Source organism: Coriobacteriaceae bacterium, assembly GCA_025993015.1.
Taxonomy (GTDB): domain Bacteria; phylum Actinomycetota; class Coriobacteriia; order Coriobacteriales; family Coriobacteriaceae; genus Collinsella.
The window spans coordinates 1-19,335 of sequence record DAJPFV010000001.1; the positions used below are offsets into that span (position 1 = coordinate 1).

At 62.2% G+C, this 19,335-nt stretch carries 17 protein-coding genes and 2 tRNA genes; all 19 read right to left on the reverse strand.

Features of this window, described 5'->3' with window-relative positions; translation table 11 throughout:
- The coding region (gene ftsY, locus OIL77_00005) for a signal recognition particle-docking protein FtsY (GenBank protein ID HJI43813.1) at positions 1 to 821 on the reverse strand (821 nt) is incomplete at its 3' end.
- The gene (gene smc / locus OIL77_00010) at positions 821 to 4,357 is read right to left on the reverse strand and encodes a chromosome segregation protein SMC (GenBank protein HJI43814.1); all 3,537 of its coding nucleotides are present in this window, start codon (positions 4,355 to 4,357) and stop codon (positions 821 to 823) included. The genes smc and ftsY, both read right to left, overlap by 1 nt.
- A gap of 10 nt (positions 4,358 to 4,367) precedes the next feature.
- On the reverse strand, positions 4,368 to 5,093 hold the full coding sequence (gene rnc, locus OIL77_00015) for a ribonuclease III (protein ID HJI43815.1): 726 nt from the start codon (positions 5,091 to 5,093) through the stop codon (positions 4,368 to 4,370).
- Between the two features lie 3 nt (positions 5,094 to 5,096).
- Positions 5,097 to 5,339 carry an acyl carrier protein gene (locus tag OIL77_00020; GenBank protein ID HJI43816.1) on the reverse strand — a complete coding sequence of 81 codons (243 nt, stop codon included), beginning with the start codon at positions 5,337 to 5,339 and terminating at the stop codon, positions 5,097 to 5,099.
- A 124-nt stretch (positions 5,340 to 5,463) separates the two neighbouring features.
- Entirely contained in the window at positions 5,464 to 6,483 is a 1,020-nt protein-coding gene (plsX, locus tag OIL77_00025) for a phosphate acyltransferase PlsX (protein HJI43817.1), read from the reverse strand.
- A gap of 87 nt (positions 6,484 to 6,570) precedes the next feature.
- The gene (gene rpmF / locus OIL77_00030) at positions 6,571 to 6,750 is read right to left on the reverse strand and encodes a 50S ribosomal protein L32 (protein HJI43818.1); all 180 of its coding nucleotides are present in this window, start codon (positions 6,748 to 6,750) and stop codon (positions 6,571 to 6,573) included.
- Between the two features lie 64 nt (positions 6,751 to 6,814).
- Complete coding sequence (locus OIL77_00035; protein ID HJI43819.1) at positions 6,815 to 7,369, reverse strand: DUF177 domain-containing protein; 555 nt, start codon at positions 7,367 to 7,369, stop codon at positions 6,815 to 6,817.
- Entirely contained in the window at positions 7,369 to 7,866 is a 498-nt protein-coding gene (locus OIL77_00040; GenBank protein HJI43820.1) for an ATPase, read from the reverse strand. The genes OIL77_00035 and OIL77_00040 overlap by 1 nt, the downstream gene beginning before the upstream one ends.
- Before the next feature lie 68 nt (positions 7,867 to 7,934).
- On the reverse strand, positions 7,935 to 8,432 hold the full coding sequence (coaD, locus tag OIL77_00045; GenBank protein HJI43821.1) for a pantetheine-phosphate adenylyltransferase: 498 nt from the start codon (positions 8,430 to 8,432) through the stop codon (positions 7,935 to 7,937).
- Positions 8,425 to 9,081: a 16S rRNA (guanine(966)-N(2))-methyltransferase RsmD gene (gene rsmD / locus OIL77_00050; GenBank protein ID HJI43822.1), complete on the reverse strand. Its 657-nt coding sequence runs from the start codon at positions 9,079 to 9,081 to the stop codon at positions 8,425 to 8,427. Before rsmD ends, coaD begins: the two co-directional genes overlap by 8 nt.
- Complete coding sequence (locus OIL77_00055) at positions 9,078 to 11,255, reverse strand: ATP-dependent DNA helicase RecG (protein HJI43823.1); 2,178 nt, start codon at positions 11,253 to 11,255, stop codon at positions 9,078 to 9,080. Before OIL77_00055 ends, rsmD begins: the two co-directional genes overlap by 4 nt.
- Before the next feature lie 10 nt (positions 11,256 to 11,265).
- Positions 11,266 to 12,927 (reverse strand): DAK2 domain-containing protein, encoded by a 1,662-nt coding sequence (locus OIL77_00060; protein ID HJI43824.1) that lies wholly within the window; start codon positions 12,925 to 12,927, stop codon positions 11,266 to 11,268.
- Between the two features lie 27 nt (positions 12,928 to 12,954).
- The gene (locus OIL77_00065; protein ID HJI43825.1) at positions 12,955 to 13,311 is read right to left on the reverse strand and encodes an Asp23/Gls24 family envelope stress response protein; all 357 of its coding nucleotides are present in this window, start codon (positions 13,309 to 13,311) and stop codon (positions 12,955 to 12,957) included.
- A 194-nt stretch (positions 13,312 to 13,505) separates the two neighbouring features.
- A tRNA-Asn gene (locus tag OIL77_00070) sits at positions 13,506 to 13,580 on the reverse strand.
- A gap of 34 nt (positions 13,581 to 13,614) precedes the next feature.
- Positions 13,615 to 13,689: transfer RNA gene (locus tag OIL77_00075), tRNA-Asn, on the reverse strand.
- Between the two features lie 160 nt (positions 13,690 to 13,849).
- On the reverse strand, positions 13,850 to 15,196 hold the full coding sequence (gene rpoD / locus OIL77_00080) for an RNA polymerase sigma factor RpoD (protein HJI43826.1): 1,347 nt from the start codon (positions 15,194 to 15,196) through the stop codon (positions 13,850 to 13,852).
- Positions 15,197 to 15,306: 110 nt separating this feature from the next.
- The gene (gene dnaG / locus OIL77_00085; GenBank protein HJI43827.1) at positions 15,307 to 17,406 is read right to left on the reverse strand and encodes a DNA primase; all 2,100 of its coding nucleotides are present in this window, start codon (positions 17,404 to 17,406) and stop codon (positions 15,307 to 15,309) included.
- A complete protein-coding gene (ribF, locus tag OIL77_00090) occupies positions 17,399 to 18,403 on the reverse strand; it encodes a riboflavin biosynthesis protein RibF (protein HJI43828.1) in 1,005 nt (334 codons plus the stop codon). The genes dnaG and ribF overlap by 8 nt, the downstream gene beginning before the upstream one ends.
- Positions 18,403 to 19,335, reverse strand: a complete 933-nt coding sequence (gene truB / locus OIL77_00095) for a tRNA pseudouridine(55) synthase TruB (protein HJI43829.1) — start codon at positions 19,333 to 19,335, stop codon at positions 18,403 to 18,405. Before truB ends, ribF begins: the two co-directional genes overlap by 1 nt.

Genomic DNA, 19,335 nt, shown 5'->3' on the forward strand with positions numbered 1-19,335 from the left:
AGCTTGAGTTTCTCGGCCACGGCCATGGCGATACCGCCCTTAGCCGTGCCGTCGAGCTTAGTCATGATAATACCGTCCAGGCCCAGCGCCTCGTTAAACTCGAGCGCCTGGTTCAGACCGTTCTGGCCGGTGGCGGCATCGATCACGAGCACGACTGAGACGGGCATGGCGCCGGCGGCCATATTGGCGGCGCGCTTACGCGTCACATTGACCACCTTGGCAAGCTCGCGCATGAGCTCGGGGCTCGTGTGCAGACGACCGGCAGTGTCGATAAGCACCAGGTCGCTGCCGCGCTTGTCGGCCTCGTCGAGCACGTCGTAGCAAACACTTGCCGGGTCGGAGCCGCGGTCGCGCTTGATGACGGGGACGCCAGCGCGCTGGCCCCACACATCGAGCTGTTCGATGGCGGCGGCGCGGAAGGTGTCGGCCGAACCGATCACCACGTTCTTGCCGCGGGCAGCCATGGCGCTCGCGATCTTACCGACCGTCGTGGTCTTGCCGGCACCGTTAATGCCCACAAACAGCACGCAGCTCGGCGTATCGGCGAACGGATCGCGCTCGATGGGCACAAAGTGCTGTTCGAGCTGCTCGGCTAGGGCACGACGGAGCTGCGGAGCGGTCTTGAGGTTTTTCTTGGCGGCCGTCTCGCGCAGGTCATCGGACACCTTGATCGCGACCTCGGCACCCATGTCACCCATAACGAGGGTGTCCTCTAGGTCCTCCCAAAAATCTTCGTCGACCTCGCCGCCAAAGTAAAAGACCTCGTTGAGGGCCTCGCGGCTGCGCTCAAGTCCGCGCGAGAGAGCATCGAAGAATCCCATTATGCATTCACGACCTTTCCGGTTTCGCGATCGAGTTTTTGCGAGACGACGCGACTGACGCCGTCGGCTTGCATCGAGACGCCGTAGAGGACGTCAGCATCCTCCATAGTACGGCGCTGATGCGAGATAACCAAGAGCTGCGTATCGGAACGCAACACATCGAGCGCGCCGATGAGCTTGGACAGGTTGGCGTCATCAAGCGCCGCCTCGACCTCGTCCAGCACATAGAACGGCACCGTGCGCGTGCGATACACGGCAAAGAGCAGGGCGAGCGCCGTCAGACTCTTCTCGCCGCCCGACATGAGCATCATCTTGGTGATGCGCTTGCCGCGCGGCTGCGCCACGACCTCGATACCCGTATCAGCCGGGTGCTCGGGGCCGGTCATCTCCAGATGCGCCTGTCCACCCGGGAACAGCATGGCGAAGATCTCGCGGAAGTTCGCGTCGACCTTCTCAAACGTCACCAGGAAGGCCTTCCGCATCTTGCGATCAATGGCCACCGTGATCTTGGTGAGCGCCTTGCGCGCGCTCTCCAGATCGGCCAGCTGCTCCTCGATGTAGTCGGCGCGGCGCTTGAGCTGCTCGTACTCCTCCATGGCAACTTGGTTAACGGAACCAAGGTTGTTGATCTGGCGCACAAGCTGGTTGAGCTCGCGCTCGGCGGCGTCGCGGTCGGTGGGCGCGGGAAGCATGAGCGCTTCCTCGAGTACCGTGGTGCCATCGGCGGTGATGGCCTTGATGGCCGCCTCCACCTGCACCTCGAGCTTGCCGCGTGCGACCTTGAACTCGTTTTGCGTGGCAGAGGCGGTATCGACTCGCTCCTTAGCGCGGGCAACCTCTGCCTTGGCATCCTCGATGGTCTTCTTGAGCGAAGCGGAGTCCGCCTCCTCCAGAGAGGCCTGGTCACGCAGGCGCGCTGCCCAATCCGACGCGCGTTCCAACAGGGCAGAATAGCGTTCGTGCATGGGATCGACGCGCAGGCGCAGCAGCTCGAGCGAGCGCGAGGCCTGGCGTGTTCCGCGGATACGACGGTCGATGCCCTCAAGACGATGCTCAAGGTCGGGCACGCGGCCCTTCAGCGAACGCAGGCGTTCGCTCGTCTGGGCTAGGCGAACCTTGGCGTCGGCGAGCTTGCCGGCAGCCTCGGAATCGTCACGGCGAACGCGGTCGAGTTCGTCGTTGGCCTCGGAAATCTGCAAGCCCAGATCGCTTGCCTGCGCGCGGGCCTCGTCACGCGAACGGGTGAGCTCGTCAACGCGCGGGCGCGCAGCGCGAACGGCTTCGGAGGCCTGCTCGCGGCGCTTGGAGATGCGCACGCGCTCGACCTCGGCATTGTTGGCGCTTTGCTCCAAGCGGCCGATCTCGGAAAGCAGCGAGCGGCGCTCGCCCTCAAGACGGGCGATCTCACCGGCGGCATCGCCCTCGGCGGCACGGGCCTCCTCGACGGCAACGTTGGCCTCGACGACTTGGTCCGAAGCATGCTCAAAGATGGCAGCCAGATCGGGTTCCAGGCCCTCGAGCTCACGGATGCGGCGCTTGCGCTCCAAGGCACCCAAAGCCTCGCCGGCATCAAGCCCCACACGCACCAGGCCGCCGCAGGCGACGCGGGCGCCATCGGGGGTCACGTAAGTCACGCCGTCAACGACCGGCGCCGAAAGCGCGGCAGAAAGATCGTCCACCACGTAATAGCCGCCGAGCAGCGCCTCGACGACGGGTCCGTAGCCTGCGCGCACGGACAGACGATCAACCAGGCGGGTACCGGCAGCGCCCTCAGCGGCGGTAGAGCCGCTCACGCCGCGCGCCACCAGCAATGCCTCGCCCGAGGCCTTCTTTTGGTCCAGAGCCGCACGACCGGCACGCTCAAGCGTGGCGGCGTCATCAAACAGCAGCGCATCGATATCGCCGGCGAGCAATTGCTCAACCAGGCCCTCAAGCTCGCGCGGGGCCTCCAGCACGTCGCCCAGACGACCCAAGACATCGTCGCCCAGCGCACCCACCAGACGGCTCACGAGCGGCGAGCTGTCGGCCATGCGGGCATCGAGTTTCTTTTGGCTGGCAAGCTCCGAGCGCACCTCGGACAGCTTGTTGCGCGCCTCACTCTCACGATTACGCAAGTCCTTCAGGGCTGCACGGGCGACCTCGGTGGCCTCACGCGCATCGGCCTGGGCCTGGCGCGCTTCCTCAAGAGCGCCTTCAAGCTCCTCGGCGCGGTCACGACGGCTCTCGAGCGAGGCCATGACCTCCTCGAGCTGCTCGTCAATCTGCTCCAGGCGCAAGGCATACATGTTGTCCTCGACCTCGGCATTGCTCAGCGAGTCCTTCACCTTGGCGAGCTCGAGCGCGGCGTTATCGGCTACGCGCTGAACATCGCGATGCTCACGCGTAAGCTGCGAAATCTGATTGTCGAGCGCCACGCGCCGCTCGTGGAGCTCAGCGGCGGCAGGACCAGCGGCGTCAACGTCCTCCTGGGCCTGCATATGCGCACCGGTCACTTCCTCAAGCTGCGCACGCGCGTCCTCAAGCTCCTCGACCACGCGACGACGCTGATGCTCGGAGCTCGAAATCTGCCCGCGCATATCAGACAGGCGCGACACCATGTTGTGACCCTTTTCCTCGAGCAGGCGCATGTCGGAGTTAATGCGGCCGACCACATCTTGCATATGGCGGCGCTGCTCGCCCAGGTCGCCCACAAACAAGCCTTTTTCCTCGAGCATAACCTGGAGCTTCTCGAGCTCGCGCTCCTTTTCGCCCATGCGGTACTGCGCAAGCTCCAGCTCGGCGGCACCTTCCTTGGAGCGGCTCTCCAGATCGTTCCACTGCGACTGCAGCGAACGCAGCTCGTCGACGGCCAGCATCTGCGTAAGCTCGTTCGCGCGAGAGGACAGCTCTTTGTACTTGCGTGCGCGATCGACCTGACGCTCCAGCGGTCGCAGCTGACGGGCGATTTCCTTATTGATGTCGCGGGCACGCGTCAGGTGCTCGTCCATCGACTTAATCTTTTTGAGCGCGCGCTCCTTGCGGCGCTTGTGCTTGGAGATGCCGGCGGCCTCCTCGATGAGGGCGCGACGCTCCTCGGGGCGGCTCTGCAAAATGGCGTCGAGCTTGCCCTGGCTGATGATGGAATGCGTATCCTTGCCCAGGCCCGAATCGTGCAGGATGTCCTGAATGTCCATCAGGCGGCACGGACTCGAGTTGATAAGGTACTCGCTTTCGCCCGAGCGATACATACGACGGGTGATGGCAACCTCGTCAAAATCGACGGGCAGCATATGGTCCGAGTTATCGAGCACCAGCGTGACCTCGGCGACACCCACCGGCTTGCGAGCCGACGAGCCCGAGAAGATGACATCCTCCATGGCCTGGCCGCGCAGCTGCTTGGCGCTCTGCTCGCCCAGAACCCACAGGATGGAGTCAGAGATGTTCGATTTTCCCGAGCCGTTGGGACCGACGATGACGGTCAGGCCCGGCTCAAACGTCATATGGGCGCGGTCGGCAAACGACTTGAACCCTTTGAGCGTGAGGGACTTGAGATACACGGTTCCTCGCTTACACGTGCTTCTTGTTCAGAATCACGCCGTTGGTGGTGTAACCCATGCGGTCGAGCGCTTCGAGCGCGGCGGCTCCCTCGGCTTCCTTCTTTGAGGAGCCGGAGCCGCGACCCTGACGAATACCATCGATCAACACCACGGCGGTAAAGGTGGGCGCATGCGCCGGGCCCTCGGAGCCAACGAGCTTATACGCTGGGGGCTCGTGACCGTCGGCCTGCACGCACTCCTGCAAAAACGACTTGGGGTTCGCAGGATGCTCGGCACGCTCGGAAGCCAAATGCGGCTTAAGCGTACGGTGAATGAACTCCGCCGCCGCATCCCAGCCGGCATCCAGGTACAGCGCACCCACGAGCGACTCATAGACGTTCTCGAGGGCCGAATGCAGGCCGCGCGCACCAGTACCGGTCTCAGAGGCACCAAAGATGATGATGTCGTCGATGCCCAGCTCGTGAGAAACCTCGGACAGCGTAGCGCCCGAGACAAGCGACACCTTCAGGCGCGTGAGCTTGCCCTCGTCAAACTCCGGATAGGACTCAAACAGGGAGCGTGCGACCACAGCGCCCAAAATGGAATCGCCCAAGAACTCAAGGCGCTCATAGCTGGCAGAAACCGGCTGTCCCTCGACTGCCGAGGGATGCGTAAGGGCCGCGCGCAGCAGCACCTTATTGTTGAACTCGTGGCCCAGGATTTCCTGGGCGCGCGTAAGTCGGTCGGATAAAGCCAAGACTTAGGCCTCCTTGGCAGCTTCGATAGCGTCGACGGCGTCGGCGACAGAGTTGAGCGAGAGCAGGGTCTCGTCATCGATCTCGAGGTTGAACTCGTCCTCGATAGCCGTAACCAGCTGCAGGCGCTCGAGCGAGTTGGCATCGAGGTCGTCAAAGGTGGTCTCCTCGCTAATTTCGGCAACATCGACGCCCAGAACGTCAGCAGCGACCTCGGCGATCTTGTCGAAGATTTCGGAGCGGTCCATAGCGCTTCCTCTCATAGTGCATGAATACCAAAAGAATGGTACCGCCCGGGCGGTACCAAGACACGGTTCTGATTCTACCCCACGGCGTGCACCGCGAAGCACATAACAGCGCTCTAACTCGCTCTTATAAAACGATACCATCCATAGAGTTGGCGACATTCTCGACCAGCCCGGCGCGCACGGCTTCGGCCGCCGCGAGCGTACCGTTTTTGACAGCCTCGACTGAGGTGGCACCATGGCCGATCAGGACCACGCCGCGCAGGCCCAGAAGAATCGCGCCGCCCTTGGCGTCGCCAGAGAGCTTGGCCTTAATCTCGCGCATCTGCTTTTTAATGAGCAGCGCGGCGATCTTGGTGCCGAGCGAGGCCATAAAGGCGCCCTTGAGCTCCTGCAGCAAAAACTTGGCAGCGCCCTCAGTGGCCTTGAGCGCAATATTGCCCGACATGCCATCGGCAACGATGACATCGAAGTTACCTGAGGTGAGGTCGGTGCCCTCGCAGTTACCAACAAAGCCGGGAACGGCGGCCTTCATAGCAGGGAAACAGGCCTTGGTAAAGTTGGAGCCCTTCTCGTCCTCGGTGCCGTTGGCGAGCAGGCCCACGCGAGGATGCTCGATGCCCAGGACGACGCGGGCATAGGCGCTGCCCATCTGGGCAAAACGCACCATATCGTCAACCTCGACATCGGGGTTGGCACCCATGTCGCACAGCACCGTCAGACCGCCGGCGCGATTGGGCAGTGCATTGGTCAGACAGGGGCGCACCGGCTGCTTCTTGCCTTCGGCCTGATACCTAAACGGCGTCACGTAGGCGGTGGCAGCGGCGGTCATGGCACCGGTCGAGCCGGCGGAGAAGAACGCATCCGCGTTGCCCTTCTTAATGGCGCGGCAAGAAAGCACGATCGACGACTTACGCTTGGTCATCACGGCGCGAATGGGATCGTCATCCATGGCGATAACGTCAGGTGCCTCAAGGGCCTCAACACGTGCATGGGAAGCTGCAAAGGGATTGACGATTTCGGCGGGGCCAGCTGCCAAGACCTCGATATCGGGATCGGCGGCAAGCGCAGCCTCGATACCATCGAGAACAACCTGAGGTTTCTCGTCTCCGCCCACAACGTCTACACAAACGCGAACGTTACTCATATACATGCTCCTTATACAAAAATGGCCGACTCACTGAGCCGGCCATTGTGGTTCCATTTGGAACGGCATCGCATCCAGAGTATACCGTTACTCGGTAACGATAACCTCGCGGTCCTTGTAGAAACCGCAGCTGGGGCACACGTGGTGCGGAAGCTTGACAGCGCCGCAACGGGGGCACGTGGACTGAGCCGCAGCCGAGATCTTCATGTTGGCGGAACGACGGGTGTGAGTGCGGATACGACCCTGCTTTTGTTTAGGTACGGGCATAGTGACCTTCCTTATGAACTATCCAGTGTGGCGATTACGCGCAAGTAGCGATACTACCACAGTTTTACTCATCGAGCTTGAGATTCTTCAATGCTGCAAATGGATTTTCCGTGGCAGCGGCCCATTCTGCCTCTGCCTGGGCGGCGCAATCGCATTGCTCGACGTTGAGATTGCAACCGCAGGTGGGGCACAGACCACGGCAATCGGGCTTGCAGAGCACCACAAACGGCGTGTCCATAACGACCGCGTCATTGATGGGCTCACCCAGATCGACGATGCGGTCCTCACCCAGGAGCTCGTAGCCGTCCTCGTAGGCCTCGGGATCCTCGGGCTCCTCAAAGAGGTAGAACTCCTCGATCTCTCCGGCGATATCAAACGAGGCGGGCTCCAGGCAACGGTCGCACTCACCGGTGGCGTGCGCGCGGACCATGCCCGTGAGCAAGACACCGGTACCGGCATTGGTAAAGACAACGTCGTAGTCGATGCCGTCCTGTAGCTGGTACTCCTTCTCGCCCACCGTGTAGGTGGCGACATCGACCTTACCGGTCAGCGGAAACGAATCTCCAGGAAACTCGAGCTGCTCGGAAAGATCGACGGTAACGCTCGGGAACTCAGCCATTACCACTGACCATTCTGCTGGGCGGCACCCTCGTTGAGCTGCTGACGGCAACGGGTAACGGTGCCGGTCAGGCTCTTGAGGTTCTCCTCCAGGTGCGTAAAGACCTGCTCTGCGTAGTCCTCGGCAGCATAACGCGTCTCGCGCTCGTACTGCTGGGCACGATCGCGGATGTCGTCGGCCTGCTGCTGCGCAAGGCGGACGATCTCCTGCTCACCGGCAATGGTGAGGGCCTGCTGCTGAGCATCGGCGATGATGGAATCGGCCTGAGCGGCGGCGGAAGCCATAAGCTCCTCGCGCTCCTTAAGGATACGGCGGGACTTCTGCCACTCCTCGGGATAGCTCATGCGGATCTCGTCGAGGATGTTGAAGAACACGTCGGCGTCGATGACCTTGAACTGAGCGTTCTTGCCGAAAGGCGGCTTGGCTTCCTCGATCAGCCCTTCGAGCTCATCGACCAAGCTGACGATCCTATCGCCAGGAAAATTCTCGCCCGGCATCCGGTCTCCTTTCATAGGTAACATATCATCGTGCTAGTTTACCACATGCCACCAGGCAATAAGAAACGTCACGAAAAGCGATGTTTGAGCGCTTCGACCACGTTGGACGGGACAAACGTCGATACATCGCTGCCGAGCGAGGCGATCTGGCGAACAACCGAGCTCGAGATATAGCCGTACTGCGGCGCACTCATGACAAAGATGGACTCCAGCTCGCTATCCAGGCGATAGTTAAGGTCGGCCTGCTGCAGCTCATATTCAAAGTCGGTCATGGCGCGCAGGCCCTTGACCACGGCCCCCGCCCCCTGCTCGCGAGCGAAGTCGACCAAGAGGCCGGTAAAGGGCAGGACCTCGACGCCGTCGATATCACCGAGCGCCTCGCGGGCCAGCGCCACGCGCTCATCGAGCATAAACGTGGTGCCCACGCCGTTTTTACCCTGCGACTCGGCAACAGCGACGATCACGCTGGGAAAGATGCGGCGGGCGCGGCGAATCACATCGATATGGCCAAACGTGATGGGATCGAAGGTGCCCGGGACGATCACGCGGTTGATGGTGTCATTCATGGGCGTCCTCCTGAAACGTCGTGGCATCGTTGTTGTCGGCATCTGCGCCGGCGCTGTCGCCCCCACCGTCGTCATCGCCGACCCAACGAAGCAGGTCGACCGAGGTAATGCCGTAGCGCTTCTTACGTACGGTCTCAAAGCCTACCGGATGCGCGCCCGCATCGGCGGCGGCATGCTCAAACAGGGCAAAAGCGCCAGGTGCAAGCAGACCCTGCTGAGCCAGGTTCTGCAGCAGTTCCTCGACCGGCTCGGCACCAAAAGCATAGGGCGGGTCAAGCAGGACCAGATCAAAGGGGGCGCCCGGTACACGACCGCGCGAGGCACTCGCCAGCATGTCGCCCGTGACCACGCGCCAACGCGCACGGTCACGGCAGAGCGACTCGATATTCTTGGTAATGAGCCGCGCGGCGTTGCGATCGATCTCAAACGTCGTGAGCAAGCGAGCCCCACGAGAGAGCATCTCTAACCCTAAGGCACCGGAGCCGCCAAAGGCGTCCAGCACACGGACCTCGTCCAGATCGAAGTCGAATGCCGACATGACCATAGATGCGCACGCCTCGCGTACGCGATCAGTCGTGGGGCGGGTGACATCGCGACCACGGGGCTCCTCGATCTTACGACCGCGCCATTCGCCGCCGATGATTCTCATCCTCCGCTGACCTCCTTAAAAATGTGTCGATATCGCATGGCGACCGCATCGCGCAGGGGGCGCGTCGCCACGGAGTCAAGGGTGCAAGCATACCGCAAGAGCTCGACCGCGTCCAAATGGGCCCACTCGATCAGTTCCTCGTCGGCATCCAGGTCGACAAAGCGCAGGGTCACACCACCATGCTGGCGATAACCCAGGATCTCGCCTTCATGGCGCAGGCGCAGGTCCATCTGGGCGAGCGTAAAGCCATCCGAGGTTTTTTCGAGCGATTGCAGACGATCTTGCGCCGCCGATGCGCCGCCGTTGCCCTTGGAGTGCGTCATGACCAGGCACGTGCCCGACACGCCGCCACGGCCCACGCGGCCGCGCAGCTGGTGCAGGGCAGCCAAACCAAAGCGCTCGCCGTTCTCGATGACCATGACGGTGGCGTTGGGCACGTCAACGCCCACCTCGACCACCGTAGTCGAGACGAGCACGTCAATCTCGCCACGCTTGAAGGCATCGATAACCTGGTCCTTCTCCCCCGCTGGCATGCGGCCGTGGAGGCGCTCGATAGTGAGACCCGGCAGCGCCAGACGCAGGCGGTCGAGCTCGGTCGCCGTATCATGCAGCGGCACGGGGACCGTCACGCGGCCCTCCTCGTCGCGGGCGATACCGGGCACGTCCTCCAACTCATCGGCCGAGTCACTCGGCTCCACGAGCGGGCAAATCACGTAGGCCTGCTGACCTTTTTCATGCGCTTCGCTGATGGCGCCATAGGCGAGGTCGCGGCTCGACTCGGTGAGCACGCGTGTCGACACGCCAGCGCCAGGGACGGGCCGATGGCGGATGATGCTCGTATCCAGATCGCCATAGACCGAAAGCGCCAGCGTACGCGGGATGGGCGTTGCCGTCATAACGAGCAGATCGGCACCGGGGCCCTTCGCGCGTAGGGCGTTGCGCTGGCCAACGCCAAAGCGGTGCTGCTCGTCGATGACAACAAGCGACAGATGCTTGAACGCAACGTTATCCGAAAGCACCGCATGGGTGCCAAAGAGCACGTCAAGCTCGCCCGATTCCAGCTGGGCATGGATGCGCTCGCGCTCTGCGGCCGGCGTGGCGCCCGTCAGAAGCGCCCAGGACATGCCGGCCTGCGAGAGCAGAGGGCCGGTCTTATCGGCATATTGGCGCGCCAGCACGCCCGTGGGCGCCATAACGCAGGCCTGCGTGCCGCTATCGGCAGCCACAGCCAGCGCGCAGGCGGCAACGGCGGTCTTACCGGTACCGACATCGCCCAGCAGCAGACGGTTCATCACGCGCCCGCCATCGCACATGTCATGCAGGATGTCTTGGAATGCGGCCTCCTGCTCGTCGCTCAGCGAAAACGGAAGGGCCTGTTTAAGCGCGCCCAGATGCTCGCCCGCAGTGTGGGCATAGGGCACCACATCGACCAGGCCGCCGTCGTTGCGCAGACGCAGCGCCAGCTGCAGGTAGAGGCACTCCTCGTAGGCAAGACGCCGGCGTGCGATGTCGCGCTCAGCCATGCTCGAGGGAAAGTGGATCGAACGCAACGCGCGGGCATTGCTCATGAGCTTCCGCTTTGCGCGCAGCGGCGCGGGAATCGGATCGAACGGATTGCCGACGACCTCGAGCGCGCCGCTTACGATGCGGCGCATCCACGCCTGGCTCACGCCATCGCTCACGTAATGGACCGGCAGAATGGTGCCTGCGGCGCGCCCGTCCTCGAGCTTTTCAAAGTGGGGCGAGGCCATCTGCTTAAAGCCGTAGGCAAACTCGACCTTGCCCATCACGGCCAGGCGGTCGCCCTGCTTAAGCTGCTGGGCAATCCAGGGCTGGCGGAAAAAGGCGACCTGCAACACGCCCGTCTCGTCCACCAGCGATACCTCGGTCACCTGCATGCGCGGACGCGGCTGCTTTTGGACGATGCGGTCGACCGTGGCGATGATGGTGCACACGGTACCGATGGGCGCCATCTCGATGGACCACGAACGGGTAAAGTCGAGGTATCGATGAGGGATATGGAGAAGGAGGTCCCCCACCGTCCGAATTCCCAGACGGCGAAGGGCCTCCTCACGTTTACCCGAAACATATTTGAGTCGCGCGATATCCTCGTCGAGCGCATTGCTCTGGGCAAAGCGCTCCGAGACGCGCGGCACGGAGCACAGCTCGGACATGGGCAGTTGCCTACTCGATCGAGAAGATCACGGGATAGAGCGGCTGCTCGCCACGATGGGCGTCAATCTCCAGATCGGGCTGAGCCTCCTCGATAGCGTCGACGATCTCCTGGAAGGCCTCATCGGACAGCTCCTCGCCGGCCAGAATCGTCAGCGCGTCGCCCTCCTCTTCCTCCTGCATGCGGTTGATGCAGTCGAGCGTGACCTGCTTCACGTCGGAGCCGACCACGTCGATGGAGCCGGCGATGATACCCATGACGTCACCGGAGTGAATCGGAGAACCGTCAGAGGCGCTGGAATCGCGCACGGCGCGGGTGACCTCGCCATCGCGGACCTCGCTGATGGCGTCGACCATGGCGGCGACGGCGTCCTCGAGCTCGGAATCGGGCAGGGCCGCGAACAGCGCGGAGAAGGCCTGCGGGACAGTCTTGGTGGGAACGACGGCGACCTTCTTGTCGGTGCAGGCAGAGGCGGCGGCCTCGGCAGCCATGCGGATGTTGCCGTTATTGGGCAGGATAATGACCGAGGTCGCGTTGACCTGGTCCACCGCGCCCAGCAGGTCGGCGGTCGAGGGGTTCATGGTCTGGCCACCCGAGACGATCACGTCAACGCCGAGGGACTTGAGGATGTCGGCCTCGCCCGAACCAGCGGCAACGGCGACAAAGCCCAACGCCTTGGCGGGCTCGGCGGCCTTCTCCTGGTCCTCATGAATCTTGGCGGTACGGTCGTGGGCCTCCATCTCCATGTTGTGAATAAAGACCTCGTAGATCTGACCGAGCTGCAGCATGTGCTCGAGCACCAGGTTGGGGGTGTTGGAGTGCACGTGGATCTTGTAGTCGGGGTAGGCACCCACGAGCAGCTCGCAGTCGCCCATGGAGCCCAGGAACTTAAGGCACTCGTCCTCGTCAAACGGGGCGTCGGCCTTAAAGAGAAACTCGTTGCAGTAGCGGAACTCCGAGCCCTCCCAGTCGTCGTTGGCCTCGATCTCAACGCGACCAAGGGCCGCGTCGCGGGCAGAGCCGGCAGAATCAAACGTGGCGGAGAAATCCTCGACAACGGTGCTGCGGCCAAGCGCGGCGGCAACAAAGTTCTCCAGGAAGATGGCAAAGCCAAAGGCGCCGGAGTCGACCACGCCGTTCTCCTTCAGAACGGGCAGCAGGTCGGGCGTGCGAGCGACGGACTGGTAGGCCTCGACGACGATGGCGTCGAGCGCGTCCTCGGCCGAGAACTTCTTCTTTTCGCACTCGTCGGCCTTGGTCGAGACATCGCGCAGCACCGTGAGGATCGTGCCCTCGATGGGCTTGCGGACGGCCTGGAAGGCGACCTTGACGGCGCGACGGAAGGCGAAGGCGATGTTGGCGGACGTGATAGGCTCATCGGCAGAAACGAGACCCTCGGCCACACCGCGCAGGATCTGCGAGGTGATGACGCCGGAGTTGCCGCGGGCACCCATCAGGGAGCCGTGGGTGATGGCGCCGGCAATGGCCTCCATATCGGCATCGGCGGGAAGGGCGGAAAGCTCCTTGGTCACCGAGGCGAGCGTGAGCGACATGTTGGTGCCGGTGTCGCCGTCGGGTACGGGGAAGACGTTGAGCTTGTTGATCTCCTCGGCCTTGTCGGAAACGGCAGCCGCAGCGATCGGAAAACAGGTGCGAATGGTCTTTGCAATCATGGGTATTTGAATCTCCGTTTTCGGATGCTAGTTCAGACGGCTCTTGAGCGCGTCGATGTGGATGCCGATCTTAAGGCTGGCGGGATCGATCTGGGCGATTTCCTGCAGGGTGAAGGCAACGGAGCTCGAAAGATTGTGGCAGACGGACTTCATGTTGACGCCGTTCTCGAGCACGACGTGAAGATCGACCGTAAGGCCGTTCTCGTCGGCGGAGACAAGCACGCCCTTGCGGAGGCGCTGACCGGCAAGCAGGCGCACGCTCTCGGCGCCCTGGAGCTGTTCGGCCATACCGACGACGCCATAGCACGTCATCGCGGCATAACCGGCAATATCGGCAATAACGTCGTTCGAGACGCTCAGGCTGCCGTTAATGGTCTCAGACACAAGAATCTCCTTATCTGGTGCTCACGGCACCATCTCGTGGGAGCAATCATTGCATTATTCTACAACGAGCGCGCCATGTTGAGGTGGTGGGTCACGGGATTACATCCTCGACACGAAATGTTGATACGGTAACGTTCGCGCCAGGCGATCGCGGCATGAAAAAACCCGCCGCATAAGCGACGGGTTTTACAACCTGGCTCCCCGGGTAGGACTCGAACCTACAACAGCGCGGTTAACAGCCGCGTGCTCTACCATTGAGCTACCGAGGAATTTAAAAGCCCAGCAGAATGGGCTGAGAAATTCTGGCTCCCCGGGTAGGACTCGAACCTACAACAGCGCGGTTAACAGCCGCGTGCTCTACCATTGAGCTACCGAGGAATAGGTGCGTGCTCTCAAGCAACGAAGATTATTATACGGACGAATCAGCTCAGGGCAAGAACTTTTTTGAGAATTTTTCCGACCTAGTCATTGGGGGCGTCCCCAACGACTACATGAAAGCGCCCTCAAGCGGATGTGCTTGAGGGCGCTTCTTGCTTGACTAGCTTTCGATATAGTCTTTGAGCTTGCTGGAGCGGCTGGGGTGGCGGAGCTTGGCAAGGGTCTTGGACTCGATCTGGCGGATACGCTCGCGCGTGACGCCAAACTCGCGGCCGACTTCCTCGAGCGTGCGGGGATGTCCGTCGACAAGGCCAAAGCGCAGCTCGATAACCTTGCGCTCACGATCGGCAAGCGAGTCGAGCACCTGGGTGAGCTGCTCCTGCAGCATGGAGAAGCTGGCGGCATCGGGCGGAACGATAGCCTGGGAGTCCTCGATGAAGTCTCCCAGCTGGGAATCCTCTTCCTCGCCGATAGGGGTCTCGAGAGACACGGGCTCCTGCGAGATCTTCTGGATCTCGCGGACGCGGTCGGCACTCATGTCCATCTCGGCACCGATCTCCTCGGGGGTCGGGTCGCGACCCAGGTCCTGGAGAAGCTGACGCTGCACGCGGACGAGCTTGTTGATGGTCTCGACCATGTGCACGGGAATACGGATGGTACGGGCCTGGTCGGCGATAGCACGCGTGATGGCCTGACGGATCCACCACGTGGCGTACGTGGAGAACTTAAAGCCCTTCTGGTAGTCGAACTTCTCGACGGCGCGGATCAAACCGAGGTTGCCCTCCTGGATCAGGTCCAGGAACAGCATGCCGCGACCGACATAGCGCTTGGCGATGGAGACGACCAGGCGCAGGTTGGCGCTGATGAGCGCCTGCTTGGCCTCGAGACCGACGTTCTCGATACGGGTCAGGCGACGCATCTCGGCGCGGGTGAGCTCGATCTCGCCCGCATCGGCGGCCTCGAGCTTCTCGGTGGCATCGAGACCGGCCTCGATCTTCATAGCCAGATCGACCTCTTCGGAGGCGGTCAGCAGGTCGACTTTACCGATCTCCTTAAGGTACATACGAACCGGGTCGCCGGTCAGCATCACCGTGGAGGCATCGATGCCACGCACGCGCGAACGCGAACGGGACGTGCGCACGGTGCGCTTCTTCTTGCTCTTGGAAGAACCCATCTCAGCGTCGGCCTGACGGGCCATCTTAAGCTCGTGATCGTCGAGCGAGCCGGAATCGTGCTCGTCGTCATCGAAATCGTCGGTATCGCTATCGTTATCGTCATCGTCGACGTCTATGGGGGCGTCGTCGTTTCCGCTCGCGGAGATAATCTGGATGCCGCTGTTGCGCAGCGCGGAATACACCGCGTTGAGCTGCTCGTCAGACACATCGATATCCTTCAGGGCGACCTGAATCTCGTCCTCGGTTACCGAAGTCCTGTTTGAGCCGTTGCCCATGAGCTTTGCAACGTAGGATTCCAGCCCAGTACCCGTGCTCTCACTCTTTTTTGGCACAGATTCTCCCTTCATAGTCCACAGGACTCAATACTTTAGCACACACATTGACGTCTATACCCAAAATTCAGACTGGATATAGGCGCGAATACGCTGGTTGACCACAACATCTAGGCCTGCTCGGCGTCCGCGGTCTCCAAACCGATCAAACGGAACGGGTCTGCCACGCCGCCGATCGACTTTTGGAGCTCGCGCTGGCGCTGAGAATCTTGCATCGCCTGCATCGTCAGCGCACGGCGTGCCTCATCGTCGAGCGACCGGTCCTGGCGAAGCTTGGCCTGTGCGGCGCGCATGCGGCGCTTGATGGTGTAGAGCTCAAGGGTATCAAGCATAAACACGATGTTCGTCTCGGTGGGGTGCTTGCTCGTCGACGAAATGCGCCCGGCGCTGACAAGCGACGCTGCCTCGGGACACACCGCGCGCGCCGCATCCATGCAAGCCGCAGGGTCGGTGCCCGGCGGCGTCGCGAGCACGGCCCACGCGATGGACTCGTGGCGCGGATCCACCCACTCGATCGAGCAGATGCGGTCGGCATACGTGCGGAACAGGTCGGGGTAGCTCGTGAGCATCGTCAGCAGCTCGCGCTCCCCTGCCAAGGACTTGCGCTCTAGATCGGTAAGAACCATAGGGGCCGAGGCGTCTGTCGGGGCACCGGCGGGCGCAGCGCCCATACCATCAGGCACATCGATCGGCGGAAGATCGTCGACGACCTCCACGGGCGCGGCCCCATAGGCATCAAGCGGAACGTAGTCGTACGGGTCCTCCTCGACCGGTGCGGACACCGGCGGCGTCGCACCCGCGGCCCAGGCACCGCGAGACGTCCCCTGCGAACCAGACGTCCGACCGCCCGCGATGCCCGCGCGCTCAGCTTGCGCGCGTTGACGCTCGTAGCTCTGCTCACGACGTCGCTCCGCATCCTCACGCTTGGCGACATCGCGAAACACACGGCCCGAACTCGCGCGCACGGTCTCCAGGTCCAAACCCAGCAGATCGGCAATCTGGATAAAGTACGTGTCGATCATATAGCTGTTGCGCAGCGGATAGATGAGCGTCAGCGCATCCTCGAGCGCTTTAGCGCGACCGCCCGGTGTGGTAATGTCGCTCGACTCCTGCAGCGAACGGTACACAAAGTCCATGAGGGGCTCGGCGGCATCGATGCGCGCCTGAAGTGCCTCGCCGCCATGTGCCGTGATGAACTCCATGGGGTCGTTGCCGTCGGGCAGCACCACGCAGCGCAAGTCCATCGAATCCTGTTCAATAAACTGAATCGCGCGGCGAGCGGCCTTTTGACCGGCGGCGTCGCCATCGAACATATACACAATGCGCTTGGCAAAGCGGGTTAGCGTCTTTACGTGATGCTCCGTGAGCGCCGTGCCCAGCGTGGCGACGACGTTTTTGATCCCCGCCTCCCAGCAGGCGATGCAGTCGGTATAGCCCTCCACCACGATGGCGGTATCCTGCGCGACGATAAACTCCTTGGCCCAGTTAAAGCCGTAGAGGTTTCGCTTTTTATGAAACACGCTCGTCTCGGCGGTGTTGAGGTACTTAGGCTGACCATCGCCCATGATGCGCCCGCCAAAAGCGATGTTATGACCCTGCTCGTCAAAAATGGGAAACATCACACGGTCGTAAAAACGGTCGGCGAGCTGTCCGCGCCCACGGCTCACGGCCACGTTGGCGTCAATCATCTCCTGCGGGGTAAAGCCCGCTTGAGACAGATGAGAAACCAGCGCGTTGCGACCCGGCGCAAAACCCAGGCAGTAGCGTCGACAGACATCGCCACCCATACCGCGGCTGGCAAAGTACTCGCGCGGACGGCTGTCCTTACCGCGCATAAGCATGGTGTGGTAGAACTGGGCCGTCTCGGCGCACAGGTCATAGATGCGGGCACGCTTGGTGCCGCGATCGCGCTGCGCACCGGTATCGTGCAGTTCAATGCCCGCACGATCAGCCAAATAGCGGATCGACTCGGGAAAACTCAGGTTCTCGCGCTTCATGATATAGGTGAAGACGTCGCCGCCCTCGCCGCAGCCAAAGCAGTGCCACACCTGCGTAGCAGGGATAATGTGAAACGATGGGGTCTTTTCGCCATGAAACGGACAGCAGCCCCAAAACTCATGGCCGCGGGGCTTGAGCTCAACCGTTTCCTGCACGATGGCAACCAAGTCTGACGCCGCGCGTACCTGATCTTTTTCCTCATCGCTAATCACGGATACTCACCCCCTGCTCACCCAAGTTATGACGGATATCGTCGATATTACCCTCGACGGTCGCGATCAACTCGTCCAGGGAATCGAACACGCGAGACGGACGCAGCCAGCGCGTAAACGCCAGCGACACCGAGGCGCCATACAGGTCGCCCGCATAGCCGATCAAGTTGGCCTCGAGATGCGCCGAGGCGGCATCATCGGCATAGGTCGGCGGCAGGCCGACGTTAACGGCAGCAGGCCATACGGTATCGTCGACCAGCACCAGACCCTCATAGACGCCATCGGCAGGCACTTGGATGCCGTCGGGCACCTGGATGTTTGCCGTGGGAAAGCCCATGTCGGAGCCCTCGTGACGGCCAGCCGCCACAACGCCGCGCAGCATATAGGGACGGCCGAGAAGCTCTGCGGCCAGCTCCACATGACCCTGACCCAGCTCATGGCGGATACGCGTGGCGCAGATGGTCTGCCCGTTAACGCAGAGCAGGTCGTGACCGTAAACGTCAACCCCACGCTCAGTGCCCCAGGCGCGCATCTCGGCAACGCCCGAAGCGCCGCCGCGGCCGAGCCTAAAGTCGCTGCCTACACGAATGGAGCGAATGTCGACAACGCGCGACAACAACGCCAGAAACCCGACATGGTCGAGTGCCGCCACGGCAGGCGTAAAGGGAACGGCCACCACCGCATCGACCCTGGTTTGAGCCAGAGCGTGCAGGCGGTCGGCCGTCGTCATCAATTTTTGGGCGGGCAACGGACTCACCACGACGTCCGGATCAGGATCGAAGGTGACCACGACCGCTTTGCTGCCGTGATCATGTGCATCGCGAATAACCGCTTCGATCAGCTCTTGGTGCCCACGATGCACGCCATCAAACACGCCAATAGCGATCGACGCGGAACCCAAGAACTCGCACCCATCAAAAGCATCGGCAGAAACGATACGGGCCTCATCCAACTCACCCGCGAAAAAGATACGCGCGAGCTCGTGGGGCGCCAGCATCATCGAACACCGCCGATCGCCTGCGGAAAGACGTGCTCCATCACAAAGCGGCCGCCCTCGATACGAGCAAGCGCCTTCAATCCCCCATCGAGCACGAGCGCGAACGGCGCCTTCGCCGTATCGAAGTCCGCAAGCGCGCGTTCAACGGGAATGCGGCGGCCACAAAGCAGGTCGTCTGCAAGATTACCCGGCAAATCGACACGCGTGGCACCTAGGGCGGCGATGGGATCCAGAGCGAAACCGGCAGCGGTCTCGGCAGAGAGCTCCTCTACCGCATGACAGGCGCCAATGGAAACCACGCCGGAGGCCGTACGGCGCAGCGCGGAAATATGCGCAGCGCTATCGCAGGCACGACCCAGATCGCGAGCGAGCGCGCGAATGTAGGTGCCTTTGCTTACCGAAAACGCCACGGTCCAGACGCACGTATCGCCCTCGCCGCCCACGGCGATCAGGTCGGCGGCATAGACCTCGACGGGGCGCGGGGGCAACTCAACCGCATTGCCCTCGCGAGCACTCTTATAGGCGCGAACGCCATTAACCGAGATGGCCGAAAACGCTGGCGGCACCTGCATCTGCGGGCCAAGCATAGCGGCCAGCTGCTCACGGGCGTAAGCGAGATCGCGCAGCTCGGGGGCAACGGACACCGTGCGGACGGCCTCGCCCTCCGCGTCATCGGTATTGGTCTCGACACCAAACGAAATGTCGGCAACATAACTTTTGGTATCGAGGGTTAGCATGCCCAGCAGACGGGTCGCCTGGCCCACGCCCACCACCATGACACCCGAGGCCATGGGGTCGAGCGTACCGGCATGGCCGACGCGTCGCTCATGGAGGGCGCGCCGGCACTGCGATACCACGTCGTGGGACGTGCAGCCCACCGGCTTATCGACGGCGAGCAGCATATTCAATTGAGAAGGCGTACGACGAGCCAT

What these genes read in the sequence shown, in the direction of transcription:
- OIL77_00020 (HJI43816.1), bottom strand. Translation starts at nt 5,339, where the DNA reads ATGGACCGCTCCGAAATCTTCGACAAGATCGCCGAGGTCGCTGCTGAC.
- plsX (HJI43817.1), bottom strand. Translation starts at nt 6,483, where the DNA reads ATGAGTAACGTTCGCGTTTGTGTAGACGTTGTGGGCGGAGACGAGAAA.
- rpmF (HJI43818.1), bottom strand. Translation starts at nt 6,750, where the DNA reads ATGCCCGTACCTAAACAAAAGCAGGGTCGTATCCGCACTCACACCCGT.
- OIL77_00035 (HJI43819.1), bottom strand. Translation starts at nt 7,369, where the DNA reads ATGGCTGAGTTCCCGAGCGTTACCGTCGATCTTTCCGAGCAGCTCGAG.
- OIL77_00040 (HJI43820.1), bottom strand. Translation starts at nt 7,866, where the DNA reads ATGCCGGGCGAGAATTTTCCTGGCGATAGGATCGTCAGCTTGGTCGAT.
- coaD (HJI43821.1), bottom strand. Translation starts at nt 8,432, where the DNA reads ATGAATGACACCATCAACCGCGTGATCGTCCCGGGCACCTTCGATCCC.
- rsmD (HJI43822.1), bottom strand. Translation starts at nt 9,081, where the DNA reads ATGAGAATCATCGGCGGCGAATGGCGCGGTCGTAAGATCGAGGAGCCC.
- OIL77_00055 (HJI43823.1), bottom strand. Translation starts at nt 11,255, where the DNA reads ATGTCCGAGCTGTGCTCCGTGCCGCGCGTCTCGGAGCGCTTTGCCCAG.
- OIL77_00060 (HJI43824.1), bottom strand. Translation starts at nt 12,927, where the DNA reads ATGATTGCAAAGACCATTCGCACCTGTTTTCCGATCGCTGCGGCTGCC.
- ribF (HJI43828.1), bottom strand. Translation starts at nt 18,403, where the DNA reads ATGCTGGCGCCCCACGAGCTCGCGCGTATCTTTTTCGCGGGTGAGTTG.
- truB (HJI43829.1), bottom strand. Translation starts at nt 19,335, where the DNA reads ATGGCTCGTCGTACGCCTTCTCAATTGAATATGCTGCTCGCCGTCGAT.